Origin of the sequence: Streptomyces spiralis (genome assembly GCF_014654675.1) — a bacterium.
Taxonomy (GTDB): domain Bacteria; phylum Actinomycetota; class Actinomycetes; order Streptomycetales; family Streptomycetaceae; genus Streptomyces; species Streptomyces spiralis.
Map to the genome: position 1 here is coordinate 93,252 of NZ_BNBC01000021.1, position 22,743 is coordinate 115,994.

Annotated in this window: 15 protein-coding genes; 11 read left to right on the forward strand and 4 right to left on the reverse strand. The window is 72.7% G+C overall.

Going from position 1 to position 22,743, the window contains the following annotated elements; translation table 11 throughout:
* The first annotated feature begins 211 nt into the window (after nt 1-211).
* The 6 genes from IE318_RS22070 (at nt 212) to hypE (ending at nt 6,262) form a co-directional block, all read left to right on the forward strand.
* A complete protein-coding gene (locus tag IE318_RS22070; protein WP_229903661.1) occupies nt 212-547 on the forward strand; it encodes a winged helix-turn-helix domain-containing protein in 336 nt (111 codons plus the stop codon).
* Between the two features lie 158 nt (nt 548-705).
* Complete coding sequence (locus IE318_RS22075) at nt 706-1,953, forward strand: NsdA family TPR-like regulatory protein (RefSeq protein ID WP_189902907.1); 1,248 nt, start codon at nt 706-708, stop codon at nt 1,951-1,953.
* A gap of 134 nt (nt 1,954-2,087) precedes the next feature.
* Nucleotides 2,088-2,921 (forward strand): type II restriction endonuclease, encoded by an 834-nt coding sequence (locus tag IE318_RS22080; protein WP_229903662.1) that lies wholly within the window; start codon nt 2,088-2,090, stop codon nt 2,919-2,921.
* A gap of 50 nt (nt 2,922-2,971) precedes the next feature.
* Nucleotides 2,972-4,033 (forward strand): DNA cytosine methyltransferase, encoded by a 1,062-nt coding sequence (locus tag IE318_RS22085; RefSeq protein WP_189902909.1) that lies wholly within the window; start codon nt 2,972-2,974, stop codon nt 4,031-4,033.
* Nucleotides 4,034-4,767: 734 nt separating this feature from the next.
* Nucleotides 4,768-5,157, forward strand: coding sequence for a hypothetical protein (locus IE318_RS22090; protein ID WP_229903663.1), 390 nt, complete (start codon nt 4,768-4,770; stop codon nt 5,155-5,157).
* A gap of 202 nt (nt 5,158-5,359) precedes the next feature.
* Complete coding sequence (gene hypE / locus IE318_RS22095) at nt 5,360-6,262, forward strand: hydrogenase expression/formation protein HypE (RefSeq protein WP_189902911.1); 903 nt, start codon at nt 5,360-5,362, stop codon at nt 6,260-6,262.
* 15 nt (nt 6,263-6,277) lie between these two features.
* Here hypE and IE318_RS22100 read toward each other — a convergent pair whose 3' ends face one another.
* Nucleotides 6,278-7,738 (reverse strand): MFS transporter, encoded by a 1,461-nt coding sequence (locus IE318_RS22100; protein WP_189902913.1) that lies wholly within the window; start codon nt 7,736-7,738, stop codon nt 6,278-6,280.
* A gap of 329 nt (nt 7,739-8,067) precedes the next feature.
* On the opposite strand from IE318_RS22100, the gene IE318_RS22105 reads away from it, so the two are divergent.
* From IE318_RS22105 to IE318_RS22120, 4 genes are read left to right on the forward strand one after another with little or no spacing between them, the layout of a single operon-like run.
* Nucleotides 8,068-9,078 carry an AfsA-related hotdog domain-containing protein gene (locus tag IE318_RS22105; RefSeq protein ID WP_189902915.1) on the forward strand — a complete coding sequence of 337 codons (1,011 nt, stop codon included), beginning with the start codon at nt 8,068-8,070 and terminating at the stop codon, nt 9,076-9,078.
* A 10-nt stretch (nt 9,079-9,088) separates the two neighbouring features.
* The gene (locus IE318_RS45090) at nt 9,089-11,872 is read left to right on the forward strand and encodes an AfsR/SARP family transcriptional regulator (protein ID WP_229903664.1); all 2,784 of its coding nucleotides are present in this window, start codon (nt 9,089-9,091) and stop codon (nt 11,870-11,872) included.
* A 52-nt stretch (nt 11,873-11,924) separates the two neighbouring features.
* Nucleotides 11,925-14,255 (forward strand): ATP-binding protein, encoded by a 2,331-nt coding sequence (locus tag IE318_RS22115; RefSeq protein ID WP_189902917.1) that lies wholly within the window; start codon nt 11,925-11,927, stop codon nt 14,253-14,255.
* Nucleotides 14,252-16,012, forward strand: a complete 1,761-nt coding sequence (locus IE318_RS22120) for an AMP-binding protein (RefSeq protein ID WP_189902919.1) — start codon at nt 14,252-14,254, stop codon at nt 16,010-16,012. Before IE318_RS22115 ends, IE318_RS22120 begins: the two co-directional genes overlap by 4 nt.
* Before the next feature lie 325 nt (nt 16,013-16,337).
* On the opposite strand, the gene IE318_RS22125 is transcribed toward IE318_RS22120, so the two are convergent.
* The 3 genes from IE318_RS22125 to IE318_RS22135 form a co-directional block, all read right to left on the reverse strand.
* Entirely contained in the window at nt 16,338-17,309 is a 972-nt protein-coding gene (locus tag IE318_RS22125; RefSeq protein WP_229903665.1) for a polyprenyl synthetase family protein, read from the reverse strand.
* Between the two features lie 250 nt (nt 17,310-17,559).
* On the reverse strand, nt 17,560-20,400 hold the full coding sequence (locus IE318_RS22130; protein WP_189902921.1) for a helix-turn-helix transcriptional regulator: 2,841 nt from the start codon (nt 20,398-20,400) through the stop codon (nt 17,560-17,562).
* A 197-nt stretch (nt 20,401-20,597) separates the two neighbouring features.
* Nucleotides 20,598-21,443, reverse strand: a complete 846-nt coding sequence (locus IE318_RS22135) for a metallophosphoesterase family protein (RefSeq protein WP_229903666.1) — start codon at nt 21,441-21,443, stop codon at nt 20,598-20,600.
* Between the two features lie 313 nt (nt 21,444-21,756).
* Here IE318_RS22135 and IE318_RS22140 point away from each other — a divergent pair, with 313 nt between their 5' ends.
* Entirely contained in the window at nt 21,757-22,491 is a 735-nt protein-coding gene (locus tag IE318_RS22140) for a 4'-phosphopantetheinyl transferase family protein (protein ID WP_189902923.1), read from the forward strand.
* Nucleotides 22,492-22,743 lie beyond the last annotated feature (252 nt).

A 22,743-nucleotide genomic window follows, 5' to 3' on the forward strand; every position in this document is an offset into this window, starting at 1 on the left:
CGGGCCACCTCGCCAGTACGGGCCGAAACCCTGTTCCACCTGGCCTTTGGCGGGATTGCAGCGTCCCCGCCCCGTGCATTCGTGCAGATCAGGCGGCTAGCCCACGGAATTCCGCGAGGCCGCTCACTGACTAGCGTGCACTAGTCTGCTGTGGTGCACAACCCTTGTGAAGTGATGCGCGCTAGTTCGCTGTGGTGGGTACGCTCAGAGCATGACTGCCACAGGAGGCCCCAAGTCGAAAGCGGTGCAGGTCGCGGACGCACTACGCGCTGACATCAAAAAAATGAAGCCGGGAGACAAGCTCCCGTCGCAGCGAGAGCTGATGGACCGATTCGGGTTCGCGAGCCAGACCATCCAGAACGGGTTGGCAGCACTTCGGGCCGAAGGGCTCATCGTCTCGGCCGGGAACCTCGGTAACTTCGTCGGTGACGGGTCGGCCCCCACCGGCGACGTACGCGACGACATCAAGGACATCCGCTCCCAGATTCAGGCATTGGCTGAACGGGTCGCAGCACTCGAAGAGCGCTCCGCCCCGGGTGGTGCGTGATCTGCAACCAGCATGCGAGGAACGGTAGTTGTGAGGTAAGTGACAGCTAGGGGACGGCACGGCGGAGGTGGGGACATGTCCAGTGACACCCCTCTGTCCCCTTCCCTGTCCCCCTGACGCGCGGGTGAGACTCGGAGTAGGCACTCGGAGGAGGGCACATGACCGACGACAGGCCCGCATGGGCTCGGCGCATTGCTGCCGAACGAACGGCGCGCGACTGGTCGCAGCGTCAGGCAGTGAGGGCACTGCGGGCGCACGCTCCCACGGAGCTGCCGGCGGAGGACAGCATGATTCGCCAGTGGAAGCGCTGGGAGTCAGGCCAGATGCCGAACGACTTCTATCAACCGATCATCGCGGCCCTCTTCGGCACCGTGACGCACGCGCTCTTCCCGGCACCCTCGCGGCGGGATGGAGACAGGGAGATCCTTGCAGCGTCTGGCATGGAGACGCTGGAGATCGTCAGCCGTCTCAACCGGTCCGATGTCGACAACGCCACGCTTGATGCCTTGCGAATCACAGCGGACCGGCTTGCCTCGGAATACCCGTTCATGCCGAGTGAACAGCTCCTCATCGAGGGGCGGCAGTGGCTCCGACGCGTCGTCGACCTCCACAAGAAGAGCCTCACGCTCGCACAGCACCGGGAGGTGCTCGCGCTGTCCGGTTGGCTCGCGCTATTGGTCGGCTGCGTCGAGTACGACACAGGCGACCGCCACGCGGCCGAGTCGACCCGACAGGCCGCGCTCTCGCTCGCGACCGAGGCTGATCACGCAGAGGTCGCCGGTTGGGCACACGAGATGCGGGCGTGGTTCGCCCTAACGACCGGCGACTACCGGGGCGTCATCGCAGCGGCGCAGGCTGGAGCAGAGACGGCACAGCACCACGGCGTGGCCGTGCAGCTCGCAGGCCAGGAAGCCAAGGCATGGGCGCGGATCGGGGACCGCCGGCAAGTCGAGGTCGCCTTGGACAAGGGGCGGCGGTTGCTCGAAGGGATGCCGTACCCCGAGAACTTGGACAACCACTTCGTGGTGGACCCAGCCAAGTTCGACTTCTACGCGATGGACTGCTACCGCCTGGTCGGCGAAGACAAGCTTGCGCGCACGCTCGCCGAAGAGGTGCTGAGGGCAGGAACAGACTTCGACGGCACCGAGCGCTCACCAATGCGCAACGCCGAAGCGCGCGTCACCCTCGGAGTCACGGCGGCACGTGAAGGCGATCTGGAACAGGCACTCATCATGGGGGAACGAGCCCTCGAAGGGGACCGCCAGTCGGTGCCATCCCTCATCATGACAAGCCGCGAGCTTGCCGCCGAGATGAAGCGCCGGTACGCCGCAGAACCTGGGGCCCGGGACTACCTGGCACGCCTACAAACACTCGGGCAGGAGAAACCCGGGTTTCTTCCGCAGTGACCTGACGGCTCCCACAAGCAGGCACTGGAACTGACCGCCTACGACCATACTGGGCGAATAGGCGTCAATCGGATAATTGCCTGCATATCAAACTCCCCCGACCTAACAGCCGACTTGCATGACAAGATCAGTCTGTGACAGGTGCGGACACGATTGAAGAATGGCTGCGCGAGGTCTGCAGCCAGTACAAGTTCAACGTGAGGGGAGTACTCCAAACCGATAGCCCGGGTGCCGAATGGCCAATCACAATCACTGGCCCACAAGATCTAGAGGAGAAACTCGCGACCCGGGGTCATCTACTGCCGCTACCAAAAGAACCCGCCTCGCTTGCGAACATTATCGAAGTCTCCATCATCGACTTCATAATCTCCGCAATCACCGGGGCAGGCGGGATTGCTTTTCAGCGAGGGTCAGAGCGCGGATATCCGGACCTCGAAGTCAGTGGACCTCGATTCGGCGGCGGACATCACGCGATTGACATCAAGGCGGCGCGTAGGGCAGTCACCGCAAGCGGAGTTCCAAACGGCCGGACACAAAGCAGAATCACCCTCTATACCGGAAACACTTATTTCAAATGGCCAGCCCTCCACTGGCCTGGAACATTCCGTCCCTTCGGAGACTACGAGACTCATCTAGACGTTCTCGTAATCTACACATTGAATGAGGCTTCAGCTTGGCGCGTAGACGACCTTGAAGTTATTGTGCAGGAGCCTTGGCGCATCGCCAGCAAGAAACGTTCGTCGACCACACGCGAGTACATAGGGGCAGTAGACTCCATCGCCGCCCTCCGAGAGGGACGTGGCGAGTTCGACACACCGGAGGAGTTCTACCGCTTCTGGCGTGCCTTCCAGTTCAAGATCAGCGCGCAAGTTAGCAACCAGCTGAACAAGCTCATGACCGCGCAGCAGGCAGAGCTTGACAGGTTGCGCGGAGCCGCACAGGGCGGCTCCGGTAGCCTACAGGGTTGACTTCGCGCCTCCCTCCCGCACCTGCGGACGCTTGTGGCACACTACAGCTCATGAACAATCAAGGGGTGGCGATCTCTCTATTCTCCGGGGCTGGCGGCCTGGACCTTGGCGTCGAGGCCGCCGGTTTCGAGGTTCGGGCAGCGGTCGAACGCAACAAGGACGCTGCTCTCACTATGGAGAAAAACTTTCCCCACCTCGACTCCGTCATTGTTAATGACATCCTCATGACGACCACGGACGAGATTTTGGAGCACGCTGGCCTAAGGGGTGGCGAGCGGCCGGATCTGCTGGTCGGCGGTCCCCCTTGCACTCCATTCTCCAAGTCTGGCTTCTGGCTGGACTGGAAACGAGACGGACTGGACCCCGACGCCAGTCTCTTGCAAGAATATACGCGCGTTCTCCGTGAGGCCAAGCCGAGAGCCTTTGTGCTCGAAAACGTCTACGCATTGACGTACAACAACAAGGCCAGTCGTCCTGCCTTCGATCGACTCTTGAGAGAGATCAAGGAGGCGGGGTACGAATTTGACTGGAAAGTCCTCAACGCAGCTGACTACGGGGTGCCGCAAGCCAGGCCGCGCCTCTTCATCGTCGGCGCGCCCGAAGGGGAAAAGATCCCTTCCTTGCCTACAGCGACCCACACGGGCAAGTGGGAGCGTAGGTCTTCGGGTACAGAAGGTGCTGCGCCGTACGTCACAGCCGGCGAGGCCCTGAAGGGACTCGTCAGTGATCCAGAGCCTGAAGAGCGCGTCGGCGGGCAGTTCGGTCATCTTCTGCCTGACGTTCCGCCGGGAGACAACTACCTCTTCTACACGGAGAAGCGGGGCCACCCCGATCCGCTGTTCAAGTGGCGGAGCAGGTACTGGTCCTTCCTGTTGAAGTTGGACCCTGGTAAGCCCTCCCCGACGATTCAGGCCCAACCCGGCCCGTACGTGGGCCCGTTCCATTGGGAGAACAGGCGCCTGCGCATCCCCGAGCTGAAGCGACTCTTCACGTTTCCCGACAGCTTCGAGTTCGTCGGGTCACGTTCGTCAGTCCAGGCCCAGGTTGGCAACAGCGTGCCACCGCGTCTCGCTGAGGCGGTTGTCCGGTCGGTCGCGGACGTGCTGAGTTGACCAGAGGCAACAGACCGCGGCGCGGATAGCTCATGCGTCGTTGAGGGGGCCAAACAGGGGGCCAAACGATGCAGCCACACCCATACCCTCGCGGACGGTAGTGGACGGCTGTAGGAACCAAAGGCTCAGATGAGTGCCCAGGGTCGCAGGCACACTAGGGCCTGATCGCGTTCGGGACGAAGAGGTCGTGGGTTCAAATCCCGCCACCCCGACGCCGTAGTACCAGGTCAGGGGCCTGATCCGTGAAAGCGGATCGGGCCCCTGACGTGTTTGCCGGCCCACCCCCTTGCCGGCCGACTTCGGAGTCCGGGTCCCGGCCTCCGTCGGCATGAGCCTTCGCCACCGCGGGTCACCGGAGAAGCTGCGGGATGTGGCCGGCGCCTGGCGCCCGGGTGGGGAGCGGTTCCGCCGGAGCGTGAGGTTGCCGGAGGGCGGCAGAGTTCAGCTGATTCTTGCTGCCGGAAGTTGCCACTCACGGCAGGAGACCAGGTACGTATGATTGTTCGAGCAGTTTTCGCCGAGTGAATTCGGGCCACAGTTTCGGGGGGTGCCACTCGATTTCGAGGCGCGTCGACCCGAGACGACACAAATGCCTGGGGACTTCGCGATACACGCCGCCCAGCTCATGCCTGTGGCTGCTGTTTCGCTGATTTCACCGGCGCGGGTGCGCTGCGGGACCGTGCGTCCCGGCCATGGAACTTCACGTCGTGTTTCGCCCCGGAGGAGCCGCGATCATGCATGCGCACCTGACCACAGACGACTGGGGGCTCATCGCGGGCGCGGTCACCGTCGTCTACATGGCGGCGATGTACTGGTGCATGCCGACGCCCAAGGCCAAGCGGCGCATGTTCATCGCCCCGCTGGCCGGCTGGGCGTTCCTGTTCCCCAACGCCGCGGTAAAAGGCTATTCCGTCTCGCACACCCTGTATTTCTACAGTTGCGGGCTGATGATGTTCGTCATCATGCTGATGCCCGTCGCGAAAAGGGTTGCAGCCGATATCGCGGAGCAGGAGGAGAAGCCTTGGGACAAGGTGCCTCTCAACACTTTTTCCTTGTACTGGATGGCCGGCTCCGCCGCGGGGTGCGTCGCGGGAGTGGTCTACCTCTGGCCGTTCCTTGCATGACGGGCAACAGCGGCTCCCTGATGCGGTCCCCCTAACCGCCCCCTGATCGGGCGGTCGGTGGGTGTTCCGCGCGGAGCGCGGGGAGGAGGATGAGAGGCGGGGCGATCTTGTCGGTCGGAGGTCGCGGAGATCTCGTAGGTCTCGGGGGGCCGCTGTGGGAGCTGAGGGGGACGGCCGGAGTACGGCGCAGGTGGGGCTCGGGATGCCGGTGCGGGAACTGGTCGCCGGGCTGCTGCGCAGTGTGCCGGAGCCGGCCGTGCGGACCGGGGCGTACGTCGTCGATCCCCCGTTCTTCGGTGCGGGGGACGTGGGGCGGGTCGCCGTGTGCGGGGTGGTCAACGAGCTGGCCGCGAGCGGCGCCGAGCCGCGCCGGCTCACGCTCGGGATCGTGCTGGAGGCCGGGCTGCCGATGCCTCTGGTGCGCAGGCTGACGGACTCGGTGCGGCGCGCCGCCGACGAGGCCGGGGTCGAGATCGCGGCGGTGGACACGCGAGTGGTGCGTGCGGGCGAGGCGGACCGGGTGTTCGTCACGGCCACCGCGCTCGGCGTACGGCCCCCCGGCCCACCGCTGGACCAGAGGAACATACGGCCCGGCGACCGGCTGCTCGTGACCGGGCCGCTCGGCGGCCACGCCGCACACCTGCTCTCCCTGCGCCACGAACTCGGCTACGAGCACCTCGTCCCCAGCGACTGCGCACCCCTGTCCGGCCTGCTCGCCCCGGTGCTGCCCCACCTGCGTCACGCCCGTGCCGTCACCGAGGGCGGCCTGGCCCGTGTGCTGCGCTCGTGCGCGGCGGGCCTGAGGCTCACCCTGCGCGTCGACGAGGCCGCCCTGCCGGTGCAGTACGAGGCCCGGATCGCGCTCGGCGCGCTGGGGATCGATCCGCTGGAGGCGGCCTGCGCGGGGTGCCTGTGCCTGTTCGTCCCCGAGGAGCGCACCGCCATGGTGCTGTCCGCGCTGCACGCGCACCCCTACGGCCGGCAGGCCGCCGTCATCGGCGAGGTCACCGCCGATCGCACCGGGGAGGTGCAGCTCAGGGGCGCGGACGGGGGCGCGAGGCCGCTCGGACCGCCCGATGCGCATGCGCCGGTGCGGTTGCATTGAGGGCACTGGGCACTGTCAGGGGTGGGGTTTCGTCGGGGGGTCGGTTCGGGGTTCCGGTTCCGCGGGGGGTCGTGTCCGCCGGGAGTCCTGTACGTCGTAGCTGCGCAGCAGTGCGATGGCCGCCGCCGTGGCCAGGGCCGGCAGGACGGCGAAGCCGGTGAGCAGGCCCCATCCGGTGGTCGTGCTCTGTTCGGCGGCCCGGCCGGTTCCGGAGGAGACATAGCCCGAGAGCTGGAGCACCAGTCCGTAGACGAACGGGCCGACGGCGACGCCCAGGCCCTCGACGGTGGTGAAGACCCCGGACAACACTCCCGCCTGCCGGCGTGACGTACGGACCGTGTCCGCCGCGATGCAGTCCTGCAGCATCGCGTACAGGAAGAGCAGCTGGCCGGCGTGGCCCACACCCGCCAGGGCCATGGTGAGCAGCACCGCCGGGGTGGGCAGCACCGGCGCGGCGAGGAAGACCAGGCAGCCGGCCGCGAAGAGCGCGGACGCCGCCGCGTGGCCGCGACGGTTCCCCCTCCGACGGCCCAGCCGCGACCAGAGGCCGATCGTGAGGAGGTTGGGTGCGACGAACGCCGCCACCAAGGGGCCGATGCCGAGCCGTTCAGGCAGCACGTGGTCCGCAACGTAGGGCGCGCCCGCGATCAGCACGCCCGAGGCGGCCGACTGGACGAGGGCGCAGCGCAGCAGCGTCATGAAGGGCGGGCTGCTGCGGGCGACGGCGAGCTGGCGCCGCAGGCTCGGCTCGCTGCGCTGGACGGGGCCGGGCGGGGCGGCAACCGTGCCCAGGAACACGCCGAGCGTTCCGGCCGCGACGACGGCCGCGCCGAACAGGCCCATCCAGCGGTGCCCGGCCACGCCTCCCCCGCCCGCCTCGACCAGGGCGGGACCGGCCGCTCCCGTGACCAGGGCTGCCACGCCGATGAAGGTGACCCGGCCGCCGACCAGCCGGACCCGGTCCTCCTGGCGGTCGGTGATCTCCGCGGGCATCGCCACGTACGGCACCTGGAAGAAGGCGAACGCGGTGGCGGTGAGCAGGAATCCGGCCGCCGCGCACCACGCGCCGGCCGTGCCGGTCGCGAGCCCCGCGAACGTCAGGGCGAAGCCGGCGGCCACCGCGAGGCCGCCACCGAGGACGTACGGGCGGCGGGCACCCCAACGGGTCCGCGTACGGTCGCTGAGCCGGCCGGCGACCGGGTTGAGGAGGGCGTCCCACGCCTTGGGCAGGAACACGATCGCCCCGGCCAGCGCGGCGCCGACCCCCAGGGTGTCGGTGAGGTAGGGAAGCAGCAGCAGGCCCGGCAGCGTGGTGAACGTGCCGGTGACCAGGGAGCCGGACGCGTAGCCCAGCCGGAGCCCGCGCGACGGACCGGCCGTGGCACGGCCTCGCGCCCGTGCGCCCGCTCTCGGGCGGGCGTGCGGCTCGGCCCGCGCCTGCTCGGCCCGCGCCTGCTCGGTTCCGGTGACGGTCATCTCGGCTCCTCCGCAGGCAGCGATCCGCAGGCACCATTCCGCGGGTGCGGATCCGCGGGCACGTGTCCGCGGGCACCATTCCGCGGGCGTAGAGGGGGACATCAGGTCGATGCCCCGCCCGCAGACGGGGGAAATCCGGGGGCGGGGCAGTGACATCAGGGTCGGGCGAGGGGCATGGATACGGCTAAAGCCGACCTCGAGGCCAAGGTGTCGTCGCCATGGACGCCCGGCCGCCGCGCAGTTGCTGCCGTGCATCTTGCTGCCACCGTGTCCGGCTGGCCCGGTGCTCGCCCTCGTGTTCACGATGGGAGGCGGACAAGGGGAGGGACATGACGATCGATCACGGCACCGCCATGAGCCACACGGTCCCGGCCGGTCCGGGCATGGGAACGTGCCACCTGATCCACCGCCCGTCCCCCCGGGACCACTACCTTCTGGACGTTCCCGGCCCCGGCGAGGAGAACTTCGCCCTCGCCGGCGAGATGCCGGTCGCCCACCCGCTCTTCAACGACGGCCCCGGCCGCTTCCACGACGTGCAGATCGCGACGGAGACGGTCCGCGAGGTCGGCGAGTTCATCGGCCACCGGTACTTCGGGGTGCCGGACGACCGGCCCGGCCTCTTCTTCCGCCTCGCGCTCGAGCTCACCGACCTCTCCGGCTGGCGCTCGCCGCACCGGCTTCCCGGGGAGGGCGGCATACCGGTGACGACCCATATCAGGGTCCGGCCGGCGAACGTCGTCGACGAGGTGCCGCGCGGGCTGGACTTCCACATCGAGATCCTCATCGACGGCATGTCGTGCGGGACCGGGGCAGCGGGGCTGGTGTTCCTGATGCCGCGCCTCTACCGCAAGCATCTGGAGCACGTCCGCCGGGCCCAGCCGGCGATGCCGGAGCTGGACGACTTCCCGGACGGGCCGCCGCGGCCGGCGACGTGCGCCGAGGTCGGCCGGTACCTGCCGGAGAACGTGGTGATCAGTGAGCCGACGGACTGCGCGCGCGGCCGGCTGAGCACCTGGGTGCTGACCGAGGGCGTCAGCCCCGTCTTCGTGGGCGGCGACGGCCAGTTGACGGGGCTGCACCTGATGGAGTCACTGCGCCAGGCGTCGCTGCTGGCGGCGGGCCGTACGCACGGTCTGTCCGCGGAGCGCAGCATGCCGGTCTCCTGCGAGGTGAACTTCCGCGGCCAGGCGGACCTGGACGTGCCGCTGCGCTGTTTCGCCGTGGTGGGGGCGCTCGGGCGCGATGCCGAGGGGCGGCCCTCGGTGCCGGTCACGCTCACGGTGACGCAGCGGCGGCGCACGGTGGCCGAGGCCCGCACCCTCGTGGTGCAGGACTTCTGAGGTCCGTCCCGTGTCCGGCACGCGGTTCCGGATCCTGGGCCCGCTGGAGATCACCGGTCCCGAGGCCGGGAGCGGTCCCGAGGACGGCAGCGGAAGCGGTCCCGGGGGCGAGAGCGGAAGCGGTACCGACGCGGGGGGCTCGTCCATCTCGTACACCCCGCGCGCGGCCAAGCTGCGCGTGGTGCTCGGCACCCTGCTGGTCCGGGCGAACGAGGTGGTCTCGGTCGACACCCTCATCGACGAACTCTGGCCCACCGCACCGCCGCGCACCGCGACGACCACGCTCCAGGTGTACGTGTCCCAGGTGCGCAAGCTGCTGCGGTCGGCCGACCCGCGCCACGGGCAGGACGCGCTGGTCACCCGGAGCCCCGGGTATGTGCTCCGGGCCGTGGGCGAGGAGCTGGACGCCGCCGTGTTCGAGGAGGTGTCCGAGCGGGGCAGACGGGCCCTCGCGGCGGGCGACTTCGCCTCGGCGTCCCGGCTGCTGCGGCGGGCGGTCGGGCTGTGGCGCGGACCCGTGCTGTCCGACACGCCGCACGGGCCGCTGCTGGAGAGTGCCGCGGTGCGGCTGGCCGAGGCGCGGATGACCGCCCTCGGGGAGCGCATCCAGGCGGACCTGCGGCTGGGCCGGCACCACGACCTCGTCGGCGAACTCCAGTCCCTGACCGCCGAGCATCCCCTGCGGGAGGACCTCCGTCTGCATCTGATGGTGGCGCTGTACCGCTGCAGCCGGGCGGCCGAGGCGCTGGAGGTCTACGGCGTCCTGCGCCGCACCCTGGTGAACGAGCTGGGCATCGAACCGGGGCCGCGGTCGCAGCGGTTGCACCGGCGCATCCTGGAGGGCGATCCGGCACTCCTCCATCCCGGGGGCGAGCCGCAGGCACCCGCCGGGCGGGCGGCCGGGGAGGGGCCGGCCGAGGGTCGGGCGGCCATGGGTCGAACGGCCGTGCGCCGAGCGGCCGTGGACCGGGCGGCCGTGGACCGGGCGGTCATGGGTGAGGTGACCGGCCCTGGATCGGCCCACCACGGTGACGGGTGTCTGCCCGGCGCCGATCCGTCGTTCGTCGGGCGGGGCGCCGAGCTGGCCGAGGTGGAGCGGATGCTCCGGGAGGACCCGGGGGCGGTCCGGGTGGCCGTGACCGGGATGCCGGGCATCGGCAAGACGGCCTTCGCCGTGGAGGGGGCCCATCGGGTCGCGGATGACTTCCCCGACGGGCGGTTCTTCCTCGAACTGCGTCCGTCGGACGACCGGACCCCGCTGACGGCCGACGAGGCGGTCCGGCTGCTGCACGATGTCGTACGCCGCGCCGACGGCACCGCGGACGGCGGCCCGCGGGAGTCGCTCGCCAGCCGCCGGATGCTGCTGGTACTGGACGGGGCGGACTCCGCCGCCCAGGTCAGAGAGGTGCTCGCCGCCGCGCCGGGCAGCGCCGCGCTGATCACGGGACACCGGGTGCCCGCCGGGATCGACGGGCTGCGGACGGTCGTGCTCGGCGCGCTGACGGCCGGGGAGGCGCGCAGGATGTTCGACGGCGCGGCGGAGCCGTCGGCCGTCGCGGAGATCGTCGAACTGTGCGGGGGTCACCCGCTGGCGCTGCGGATCGCGGCGGGGCTGCTGGGCGCCCGCCCGCACTGGACGGCCGCCGCGCTGGCGGCGCGACTGCGGGACGAGCGCACGCGGTTCGGCGTGCTGCGCACGGGTGATGTCCAGGTGCGGGGGCACCTGCTGGCGGCGTACGCGTCGGGTGCGGGCGCCGAGCGGCGGGCTTTTCGGCTGCTGGGGCTGCTGCCGCCCGGGGAGTTCGCGCCCGGGCACGCCGCCGCGGTGCTCGGTCTGTCCGAGGGCGACGCCCTTGATCTGGTGGAGGGCCTGGTCGACGCGGGGCTGCTGGAGGTGGCACCCGGCGGCGGCTACCGGCTTCCGGAACTGCTGCGGCTCCTGGCCGCCGAGGAACTGTCCGCCCGGGAGGACGCGGCGACGGTACGGGCGGCCACGGAGCGGATGTGCGAGGCGTACGCCCCCCAGGCCGAGGCCCTGACGACGACCGGCCCGGGGCCGGTGCCTGTGCCGACGGCGGCGGCGGTTCACGTGCATCCCGTACGTTCCGTGCGCACCGCACATCCCTTACGTCCTGTCCCGGCCCGGCTGGCGCGCGTGGCGTACGAGGCCGGGTTGTGGGAGCTGACCGTGCGGCTGGCGGGGGGCGTTGAGCCGGAGGGTGGCGAGGAGGACGCGGAGGGCGTGTGCGCGCTGGCCCTGGAGGCCGCGCGGCGGTGCGGCGACCGTACGGCCGAGGCGCGGATGCTGCGGGTGCTCGGGGATCTGGCGTGGCAGTGGCGGCGGCCGGGTCCGGCCCGCGAGCACTACGAGCGGGCCTGGGCGGTCGCGGACGACGCGGGCGCGCGGGAGGAGGCCGGGCGGGCGCTGGTCGGCCTGGCCGAGCTGTGTCTGGACACGGGCGCGGCGCCGGAGGCGGCGGAGTTGTTGAGGTCGGCGGTCACGGCGATGCCGGCGCCGGAGCATGTGCGGGGCCGGTACGAGGCCTGCCGGGCGCTGGCCCTGGTGGCGCTGGAGTCGGAGGGGCCGGACGCGGCGCGGGTCTGGTTCGGGCGGTGTCTGGATCTGGCCCGGGAGCTGCGGGACGTACGTCTGGAGGCGTACGCGCTCCGCTCGCTGCGGGCCCTGCACGCGCCGGGGTCGGGCGGGGCCGGGCAGCCGCTGGAGACGCGGCCCGGCGTGTGGCGGCTGCGCCCTCGCTTCAGCGGCGCTTCGGCGGCGTGGGCGAGCGTGTGAGGACGTCTGTCTCAGGCGTCTGTCTCAGGCGTCTGTCTGCAAGGGGGTCTGGATGTCCGTGACACGGTGGGCACCTCCCTGCCCGGTGACGGAGCTCATCGGGCGGGAGCGGGAACTCGTCACTCTGCACGGCCGGTTGACCGATCCGGGCGTCCGGCTCGTCACGCTGACCGGGCCGGGCGGGGTCGGCAAGAGCAGGCTGGCCGTGGAGGCGGTGCGTGCGGTCGGGGCGGAGTTCTCCGGCGTGTGGACGGCCGGGCCGGCGACGGATCTCCGGTCGGCGGGTGAGGCGCTGCGGTCGACAGGCGGGGACCTGCCGTCGGTCGGTGAGGCGGTCGCGGGCGGGGCGGCGGGGCGGCCGCTTCTCGTGCTCGACGACGCCGACCTGGGCGTCCGTTCCCCCGCCGAGGCCGTCGCCGCGCTGCTGACCGAGGTTCCCGGGCTGGTGGTGCTCGTCACCGCGCGGGAACCGCTGCGGGTGCCCGGAGAGCGGCTGGTGCCGGTCGGGCCGCTGCCCGTGCCCGGGCCCATGGCCCGGCCCGGGCACGGGTTCGGGTCCGGGCCCGGGATCGGGGGTGACGGCGCCACGGAGCCGGACCCCGACGAGCTGCGGGAGTTCGCGGCGGTGGCGCTGTTCGAACGGCGTGCGCGGGATGCCGATCCCTCGTTCGCGCTGACCGCGGAGAACGGCCGGGCCGTGGCCGCTCTGTGCACCCTGCTGGACGGGCTCCCGCTGGCCGTGGAGCTGGCCGCCGGACGGTCGCGGCTCTTCCCGCCGCACACCCTGCTGGCACGGCTGCGCCCGAACACCACCGTGCTCGCGGGCGGATCCGCGAACGCGCCGGAGCGCCACCGTTCACTGGCGGCGCTGGCCGCGTCGGCCCTCGCCGGACTGGACGGCACCGCCCGGGAGGTGCTGGAGCGACTGGCGGTGTACGAGCGGGGGTTCGGACTGTCCATGGCCGAGCCGGCCGTCGAGGCCGTGCTGGAGACGCTGCTGGAGCGCGGGCTGGTCGTGGCGGTGGACCAGGAGGACATGGGGGACATGGGGGAGCCGTGCTTCGCCGTTCCCGAGCCGGTCCGGTCGTACTGCCGTGCCGAGGCCACGTCCGCCGGGCGGGCGGATGCCGCCCTGGACGCGCATGCCGGGCGGTACCGGGAGCTGGTCGCGGCGGCCGGGCCCCGGCTCGCCGGGACGGAGCAGGTGCGGTGGCTGCGGATCCTCGAGGCCGAGGGGCCGAACGTGACGGCCGCACTGCACCGCCTGCGCGAGCGCGGCGACGGCGAGGCGGTCGCGGCGATGACGCTCGGCTGCCGGCTGCCGTGGCTGGTGCAGGGGCGGCTGCGGGAGGGCCTGAACCGGTGCGACGAGGTGACGGAGGAACATCCCGGGCTGCCGGAGGCGGTGCACGCCCGGCTGGCCGACATGGCGGGGACCTTCGCGCTCGCGCTGGGCGACCCTCAGGAGGCGGTACGCCGGCACCGCCGGGCGATCGCGCTGGCGAAGAGCTCCGGCGACCGGCGGCAGGGCGCGCTGGCCTCGGCACATCTGGGGGTGGCGCTGCTCGCGGCCGGTGAGCCGCAGGGCGCGCACCCGGTCCTGGTCACCGCGCTGAGCACGCTGGAGTCGCTGGGGCTCACCGGGCCCGCGGCCCAGACGGCGGCCGCGCTCGCGGCGGTGCTGCGCGCCGACGGGGGGCGGCGCAAGGCGCAGGAGCTGCTGGACCGGTCGCTGGAGTCGTTCCGGCGCATCCGGGACGCCCGGGGGCTGGCCGGTGCGCTGCGGATCGTCGCGTCGATGGCGCTGGAGGGTGAGGAGCCGGAGCGGGCCGACCGGGCGCTGCGGGAGAGTCTGCGGCTGTACGAGTCGATCGGGGAGCGTACGGAACTCCCCGGTCTGCTGGAGGAGTTCGCGCTGCTGCTGCGGCGGGTCTCGCCCGGGCAGCAGCCCCGTATGGTGCGGCTGCTGGCGGCGGCGGACCGGCTGCGCGCCTCACTGGGCGCGCAGGTGCGGGACGAGGCGCGCAGCCAGGCGGAGCGGGCGCGCACCGAGTTGAGCGCGCGGCTCGGCTGGACGGACTTCGCCACCGCGTGGGCCGAAGGGGTGCGGATGCCGCCGCGGACGGCCGTCGCGGAGGCCCTGTCGGCACCGGCGCCCGCGCGGCGCGCGGCGGACGCCCCGGCCGCGGCGGACCGGCCACCGCTGACACCCCGGCAGGTACAGGTCGCCCTGCTGGTCGGCGAAGGACTGACGAACCGCCAGATAGCGGCCCGGCTGGACCTCTCGGAGTGGACGGTGGTCAACCACGTACGCCAGGTGATGCGCCGACTGGGCTGCACCTCACGGGTGCAGGTGGCCGGGGCGGTGGGGCGGTGGGCATGACCAGGGCGCACCCGGAAGGCGGGTCGACGTACCCGGGAGGCGGATCGGCGTACCCGAAAGGCGGATCCACGTACCTGGTCGGCGAGTCGGCGCCGCCGGAAGGCGGACTGGTGCCGCCCGCGGAGGTGGCCGCGCGGTTCCGCGAGGAGGGGTGGTGGCGTACGGGGACGTTCCTGGACGATCTGTACCGGGGCGCGGCGCGTGCACCCGACCGGGCGGCGATCGTGTCGGAGCGGATCCACCGGGGCGCCGGGCGGCGCCTCGTCACGGTCACCTATGCGCAACTCGCGCTGTACACCGACCGGTTCGCCGCCGCGCTGGCCTCGCTCGGGGTCGGTGAGGGCGCCCCGGTCGCGTACCAGCTGCCCGACTGGTGGGAGACCGCCGCACTCACGCTGGCCTGTATGCGCCTGGGCGCGGTGGCGGTGCCGGTGCTGCCCACCGTGCGGGCCCACGGGCTGCGGCGGATCCTGGAGGGTTCACGGGCCCGGGTCTGCGTGGTGGCGGACGAGTGGCAGGGCTTCGCGCACGCCGAGGCGCTGTCCGACATGGCCGGGGACGTGCCCTGGCTGCGGCACCGGGTGGTGATCGGTGACGCGGCCGCGACGGGTGCGGTCGACTTCGGGTCGTACTTCCTGCGCACCCCGCACGAGCGGACACCGGCGGGCCGGGCGGCGGCGCTGCGGCCCGGTGCCGCCGACCGGGTCTGCCTGATGATCACCGTCATGGGGCTCGGCGACGCCTACCGGGCGGTGCTCCACTCCCCCAACACGCTGTACGCGAACATCGGCGCGCAGACCGATCCGGCGGGCCCCGGCAGGCGCCCGGGAGAGGTCTTCCTCAGCGCGCTGCCGCTGACCTCGCTGGCCTCGCTGCTGTACACCGTCTGCTGGCCGCTCGCGGTCGGCGGCACCGGTGTGTACCAGGACGTGTGGGACGCGGGACGGTGGCTGGACCTGATGTCCTCGGCGGGCGTCGACCAGGCGTACGCCGAGCCGGTCTACTGGCAGGAGGTGCTCGCCGCGCGGCAGGAGCGGCCCAGGGACCGCGGGGCGCCGCGGCTGCTGCTGTCGGGGGGCCGCACCAGTACGCCGCCGGAGCTGTTCGACGGGCTGCGGGAGGCGCTGGGCGCGCAGGTGCTGTCCGTGTGGGGGGCGCCCCAGCTCGGCATGGGCACGCTCAGCCCGCAGCCCGGCCGGGTGGGCGGGCGTCCGCTGGCGGGGCTGGAGGTGTGCGTGGACGAGGGCGGGTCCCGGCTGCGGGTGCGGGGACCGTCGGTGTGCCTGGCGACGTGGTCGTACGGCAGTCCGGCGCCGGTGGCCACGTGGGCCGGCGGGGACGGCTGGCTGGACACGGGTGACCTGGCGGCGCCGGACACCGACGGCGGGGTGCGGGTGCTGGCCCGGGACGGCGGGCGGACCGGGTCCATCTTCATGGTGCCGGTGGCGGAGGTGGAGGAGCGGCTGCTGGCCCATCCACGGGTGCGGGAGGCGGCGGTCGTCGCCTACACCGACCCGGTGCACGGGGAGTTGCCCTGTGCGGTGGTGGTGCCCGCTGTCGCGGCCGATCCGCCCGGTCCGGCGGAGATACGGGAGCATCTGACCGGACTGGGCATCGCGGAGGCGTTTCTGCCCACCCGCCTGGAGATCGTCGGCGCGCTGCCACGTGGGGAGGGGGGCGAGGTCCGGCGGGACGTGCTGCGCGGCTGGCTGGGCCGGCTCCGAGCGGGCGCCCCACGGCCCGCGCCCGACGCCTGAGCGCAGGGATCCTTGTGTCGCACGCGCGGCCCGCCCGCGGGGTCCCGTCCGGCCCTCGGGCATCACCCGGCGCAGCGGCCGGCCACATGGTGGGCGAAGGCCCTAGGTGCGCCGGTCGGGGGCGGTGGCCGACGGGCCCGGCGCAGAGCGTGCCTCACGTGTGAACCGCGGTGCAGGGCATGCCTCACGCGTGGACAGGGGGCCGGGCGCCGAGGTCCCGGAGGCCGGGGCCTCGGGTGGCTCACGCGCTCCGGCCGCCGGGCCCGGACCGGCATTCCGGCATCACCCGGCGCTCCGGCGAACAACTTGGTCGGCGCCTCGGGCATCACCTGGTGGTGTGGCCGGCCACGTGGTGGGCGAAGGTGGTCAGTTCGGTGCGCCAGTCGGGCGGGACGGGGGCGGTGGCGGCCGTGGTGGTGGCGCGGTGGAGGAGGGTGGTGATGGACTGCTCGGCCTGTTCGCGGGCGTGGCCGCCGAAGACGACCTCGCGGAGGAACTGGGCGTCCGTGTCGTAGCCGGGACCGCCCTCCAGGAAGCCGCGCAGCCGCCAGGCGGCGTGCAGGGCGGAGGCGTACTCCTCGTACACGGCGACCAGGTCGGCGCGGCCGGCGAGCGAGGCGCCGATCAGGAGGGCGTGGTGGAGGCCGTACCAGCCGGCGGCGCAGCCGCGTGTGCAACCGGTGATGCAGCGCTCGGGCCAGGGGTCGTCGAGGTACTCGGTCGCGGCGGCGACATCGGCGTGCGCGCCGATCACCCGCTCCGTGCGCAGGTCGTCCCAGAGCTCCCGGACGCTGTGCGGCAGCCGGGCGGCGAGGCGGTCCGCGTAGGCGAGCGCCAGGTCGCCGGCGAGCACTGCGGTGCCCTCGCCGAAGCGGCGGGACTCGCCGCGCCAGCCGTTGCGTTCGTGCTCGGCGGCATGGCTGATGTGCAGGGTGGGGATGCCGCGCCGCATGGGCGCGTTGTCGTGCACGTCGGCGCGGATCATCAGACAGGTGTCGAGGAACTCCAGCGCGACGGCGGCCGTCACGGCGGCGTCGGCGGCGGGGCCGTCGGGATCACCGCCGGCGGCGAGGAAGCCGTTGAGGCAGATGACGGGCCGCACCCGGTCCACGCCGGCCTGCACGAGTTCGGTGACGCCGACGACGAGGGCCGTGGAGCGCGGCTCGGCCGTACGCCGGCCGCGGTGTTCCTCGGTGAGCAGTGAGCGCAGCCTTTCCTCGACCCGCTGCAGCATGCCTTCGCGCAGGCGCGCGGGCGTTGCGGGGGGCCGCCGCCGCGGATGTGCGGATGTCGTCATGGTCTGCCCTCCCGGTGGGCTCCGGCTCGTACCGAGCCTTCCGGGAGCGCCGCGCCGGGTCCATAGGGCGTGGGGCAGGACCAGGGTGGGGCAAGGGGGGCGGGGCGGGAATGCGACAGGAGTCTGCCGGGGCCGTCCGCCCCGGCGGGAGAACTGCCGTGAGCCTGCCAAGGGTTGACGGTGAGTTTGCCATGGGGTTGCCAAGGGGTTGCGGCCCCGGTCCCGTCACCCGGGCACGGGCCCGGCCCCCTTACACGTACTCGTCCGCCGGCACCTGGAGGTCCACCGGGAGTTCCTGCCGCCCGGCTATGTCGAGCTTGCGGTAGACGCGGGTCAGGTGCTGCTCGACCGTGCTGACGGTGATGTACAGCTTGAGCGCGATCTCGCGGTTGGTGTGTCCGTGGACGGCGAGCATGGCCACCCGCTTCTCCGACTCGCTGAGGGTGGCGACGAGTTCGGCGAGCCGGCCGCGGGACGACTCCGCCTGGGGGTCGGCCCCGTCGGTGTGCCCGGGCAGGGCCTTCTCGCACAGCACCTCGGCCCCGCAGTCCCGGGCCAGATGCCAGGCCCTGCGGTTGGCCATGGCGGCCCGCGCGGGCTCGCCGGTCTCCTTCAGCACCCGCCCCAGGTCCACCAGCGTCAGCGCCAGTTCGTACTGGTCGCCGGACCTGCGCAGCTCGTCCACCGCCTTGGTGAGCAGCGTCTGCCGCTCCTTCGGCTCACGCAGCTCCGCCTGGAGCCGCAGCGCGACGCCCCGCACCCGGGGGTCGGCCGCGTCCGGCCGGGACAGCTGGTCCGTGATGAACCGCTCGGCCTGCTGGAGCTCGCCGAGCCGCATCAGGGCCGAGGCCGCGTCCGTACGCCAGGGCAGCACCTGGGGCCGGTCCAGTCCCCAGCGCTTCATGCGCCGGCCGATGTCCAGGAAGTCACCGAGCGCGGCCCGGTACCGGCTGGTCGCCAGCGCGTACTGCCCGCGAGCCCGCAGATACGCCAGTCCGTGCACGCTGCCGGCCAGTTCCTCGGGCACCGGGCGGCCGAGCACCGCGGCGGCCGCCTCGGTCCGGCCCATCGCCGTGTACGCCCGGACCAGGGTGCCCGCGATGCCGCTCAGCAGCACGCTGCCGCCCCGGCCGGGGACCGCGTCCAGGGCGGCGGTGGCGGCCGCCCCGGCTCCGGCGAGGTCGCCCCGCCCCAGCCGGGCCTCGGCGAGCAGCCCGCCGAAGACGGCCTGCCAGCCGGTCGCACCGCGCCGCGCGGACTGCGCGGCGAGCATCTCGCACCACGGCAGGGCCCGTGCCGGCCCGCCGAGATACAGCAGCACCCGCAGCGCCTGGGCCAGCGGCTCGACCATGCCCTCGGCAGGCGAGGCACCCCGCAGGAACACCTCCGCCACATGCGCGGCGGCCCCGGCCTCGACCTGCTCCGGCACGGCCCACAGCGCGGCCGGATGAATCCCGAAGCGCGCCGGGAAGCCCGCCGGCTGCCCCGTACCGCCGCGCGCCACGAAGCCCGTGGAGCCCGCGGCAGGTCCCAGGCCTCCCCGCGTCGCGGCACCCGACGCTCCCGCACCGCCGCCGTCCGGACGGCCGTCGGCCTGCCGGGCCGCCGCCCAGTGGGGGAACGCGGACAGCCCGTCCAGCGGGTCCTCCCGCGGTACGTCCCTCAGTCCCCCCGGTACGTCCCTCAGTCCCCCTGGTACGTCTCTCAGCCCCGCCCCCGTCCCCGCCTCGGCCCGGCCCCCCGGCACTCCGCTCGCCGTCAGCCGGTCGAGGGCCTCCACGGCCTCGTCGATGCGCCCCTGGGCCGTCAGCGCGCGGGCGAGGGGGCCCAGGGCGTCGGCGGGCAGGCGGCCCTCGCGCAGCGCGGTGAGAGGACCGGACAGATGGTGTTCCGCGGCGGCGGGGTCGGTGCGCGCGGTGACGGCGGCGAGCCGGATCCGTACGTGGGCCCGGTGGCTGTCGTCGGCGCAGCCCTCCTGGGCGAGTTCCAGGCAGGCGGCGGCGCGGGCGGCGTCCCCGTCGGCGAGGAACTGGCCGACGGCGGCGCGCAGGACCCCCATGGCCCACTCCTCGCCGGTGTGCCGCGCGCCGAGCAGCTGCGCGGCGACGACCGGGGCGGGCGCGCCCATGCCGTGGGCGACGACGGCCGCTCGCCGGTGCAGGGCGCGCCGGTCGGCCGGGTCCATGTGGCCGAGGACCGCGTCACGGGCGGCGGGGTGGCGGAATCCGGGCCCGTCGAGCAGGCCGGCGTCGCCGAGGGCGGCCATGCCCCGGGCGGCGGCCACGGCGTCGATGTCCAGGAGCCGGGCGACGAGTTCGGGGCCGCCGTGCCCGTCGAGCACGGCGACGGCCCGCGCCAGCTCGGTGGTGGCGGCCCCGCACCGGTGGAGGCAGGCCAGGACGGCGTATGTGTAGGGGCCGCCGGGCTGGGTGCCGGGGTCCTGGAGCAGGGCGCGCAGCAGCAGCGGGTTGCCGCCGCTGGCCCGGTGGAGGCGTTCGGCCTCGGCGGTGTCGCGGCCGGCCAGCAGGGTGGCGACGGCGGCCCGGTCCAGGCGTTCGAGGCGGACGCGGACGAAGTTCGGCTGGCGCAGCAGTTCGGTGGCGAACAGCGGGTCGTCGACGGACTCGTGCACGGATGCGGCGAGGACCAGCAGGACCCTGGTGCTGCGGGTCTCGCGCGCGAGGTGCAGCAGATGACGGCGGGACAGCTCGTCCACGTGGTGCAGGTCGTCGACGGCGATCACGACGGGTGCGGTGTCGCTCAGCTCGTGGACGGCGCGGGTGAAGGCCTGCTGCGCCTCGACGCATCCGGCCCGCTCCGGCGATGCGGGCGCGGGCAGCGTACCGGCCGGGGCGCTGCCGACGAGCTGGGCGACGACTCCCAGCGGACGGTCACGCTCCGTGGCCGTTCCGGTGGCCCGCAGGACGACCGCCGCGCGGTCGGCGGCGCGCAGGGCGACCGCCTGGAGGAATTCGCTCTTTCCGCATCCGACGGCGCCCTCGACGAGAACCAGCATGGATTTTCCGGCCGCGGCGCCGTCGAGGGCCGAGTCCATCAGGGCGAGTTCCTCGGCACGCTGGATCAGCACCATATGAATCCATCCCCCATTGGTTCCGAATTTCCGCGGAATTCGCCTTCTTCACCCTGTTCTTGCGGCTGTTCTGGTGCCCGTCCTCAGGGCTTCTCGGCGAATTCGCCGGAGCATGCGGGGAAGTAGGGTCGCGCGGAATCAGGAATCCAGCGTATCGGGCCGTCCGGCCGCCCACGGTGGCCGAAAGTGCCCCTGCATCAATGCGCCACCGTGGCGGGGAAGATCCGCCGCGGCACGTCCACGGGGTGCCGCCGGGCGCGCCACTCCCGGGGGTAGCCGACGGACACCTCCTCGAAGCGGACGCCGTCGTACCAGGTGGTGCGCGGGATGTGCAGGTGGCCGTAGACGACCGCGGCCGCCCGGAACCTCAGGTGCCAGTCGCCGGTGAGCTCGGTGCCGCACCACAGGGCGAACTCCGGGTGGCGCAGGATGCCGGTCGGCTGCCGTACCAGCGGGAAGTGGTTGACCAGAACGGTGCGCAGCTCGGGGTCGCAGGCGGCCAGGCGCCGCTCGGTGAGCGCGAGCCGGGCGCGGCACCAGGCCTCCCGGCTGGGGTAGGGGTCGGGGTGGAGCAGGAACTCGTCGTTGCAGACCACACCGGCCTCGTAGGCCTGCTCCAGGGCCTGCCGCCGGGTGGCCGCGGCGGGGGTGCGGAAGGTGTAGTCGTACAGCAGGAACAGCGGTGCGACGATCAGCGGTCCCTGCGGCCCGCACCAGACGGGGTAAGGGTCCTCGGGGGTGTGGACGCCCAACGAGCGGCACAGGTCGACGAGCCGGCGGTAGCGGTGCTCGCCGCGCAGGTCCTGACGGGGGTCGTCGCGCGGGGTCCACAGCTCGTGGTTGCCGGGCGCCCACACCACCTGGGCATAGCGCCTGCTCAGCAGTCCCAGGGCCCATTCCACATCGGCCAGGCTCTCGCCCACGTCGCCCGCGACGACGATCCAGTCGGCCGGGTCGTCCGGGCGGAGATCCTCGACAATGCGCCGGTTCTCCGGATGGGCGACATGCAGGTCGCTGATGCCCATGAGCTTTCCGTGAGCCATCTACCGGAGGCTAGGCACGGGCCGCCGGCGCCCGTACCCCTAGGCGCCCCCAATACTCAGAGAATCGACGTGGATGCGCACGGTGAAGGGGCTTTCGGCGCGGACTGTGGCAAGGGGATGACAAGTCACGTCCTGTGACTGCCAGTTGGCTGACCGGTGGTGGTGGCGGGGCGCCGGGGATGGCAGCACTCAGGCAGGAAAGGGCGCCGCGGGCCGCCTTCCGGCCGGGGGCGGGGCGCGGAACGTGGCCGGGGCGGCGGTGCCGCGGCGAGCGTGGAGGCAGTCCACCCGTCCGGAGCGAATCGGGGATGCCATGCTCGCGAACCTGCTGCCGACCGGCGTTGCCGTCTCGGAGGCCACCGCCGACCCGGCCGACGCCGGGCTGCACCCCGAGGAGCTGGCGCTGGTCGCGCACTCCGTCGAGAAGCGGCAGCTGGAGTTCGGCACCGTGCGCTGGTGCGCCCGGCGCGCGATGGAGGAGCTCGGGGTGGAGCCGGGGCCGGTGCTGCCGGGCCGGCGGGGTGTCCCGCAATGGGCGCCGGGCGTCGTGGGCAGCATGACGCACTGCGCCGGCTACCGGGCCGCGGCGCTGGCCCGCGCCGGGCAGTTCACGGCCCTGGGCATCGACGCGGAGCCCGACGAGCCGCTCCCCGAGGGGATTCTGGAGTCGATCGCCCTCCCGGAGGAGATGCGCTGGATACGGCAGCTGGAGCGCGCGGTGCCCCAGGTGTCCTGGGGGCGGCTGCTGTTCAGCATCAAGGAGTCGGTGTACAAGGCGTGGTTCCCGCTGACGGGGCAGGAGCTGGACTTTCCCGACGCGTCGGTGACGGTGGACCCTGCGAGCGGACGGTTCCGGGCCCGGCTGGTGCCGGTCGGGATGGTGCTCTCGCCCGCGGGGCCGACCGTGTTCGAGGGCCGCTGGGCGGCGGGGAACGGTGTGCTGGTGAGCGCCACCTGGGTGCCGGCGCCGGCCCGGAACGGCGAAGAGCGCCCCCCGCGGTCTGCCGCGGGGAGCGCTGTGAGCCTGTGCGCGGATCCGTGCGGCTGATCGACGCGGGGACCGGCCGCGGACCGACCATGAGGACCGGCCGCGGGAGCCGGCTGCCGGACCAGCCGCGGGACCCGGCCGCGGGGGCCAGGGCCTTTCGTCTGGATCAGGCCGGATCAGGGAGCGGGGTCTGGTGGTGGGGGTACCTCCCACGCCGTTCAGGCAGTGGGGGAGGATCGCAAGGCGGAGGAGGGCGTCATGGCGGAGCCATGGCAACCGACGACAACGCGGCGAGGCGCGGTGCCAGACCCC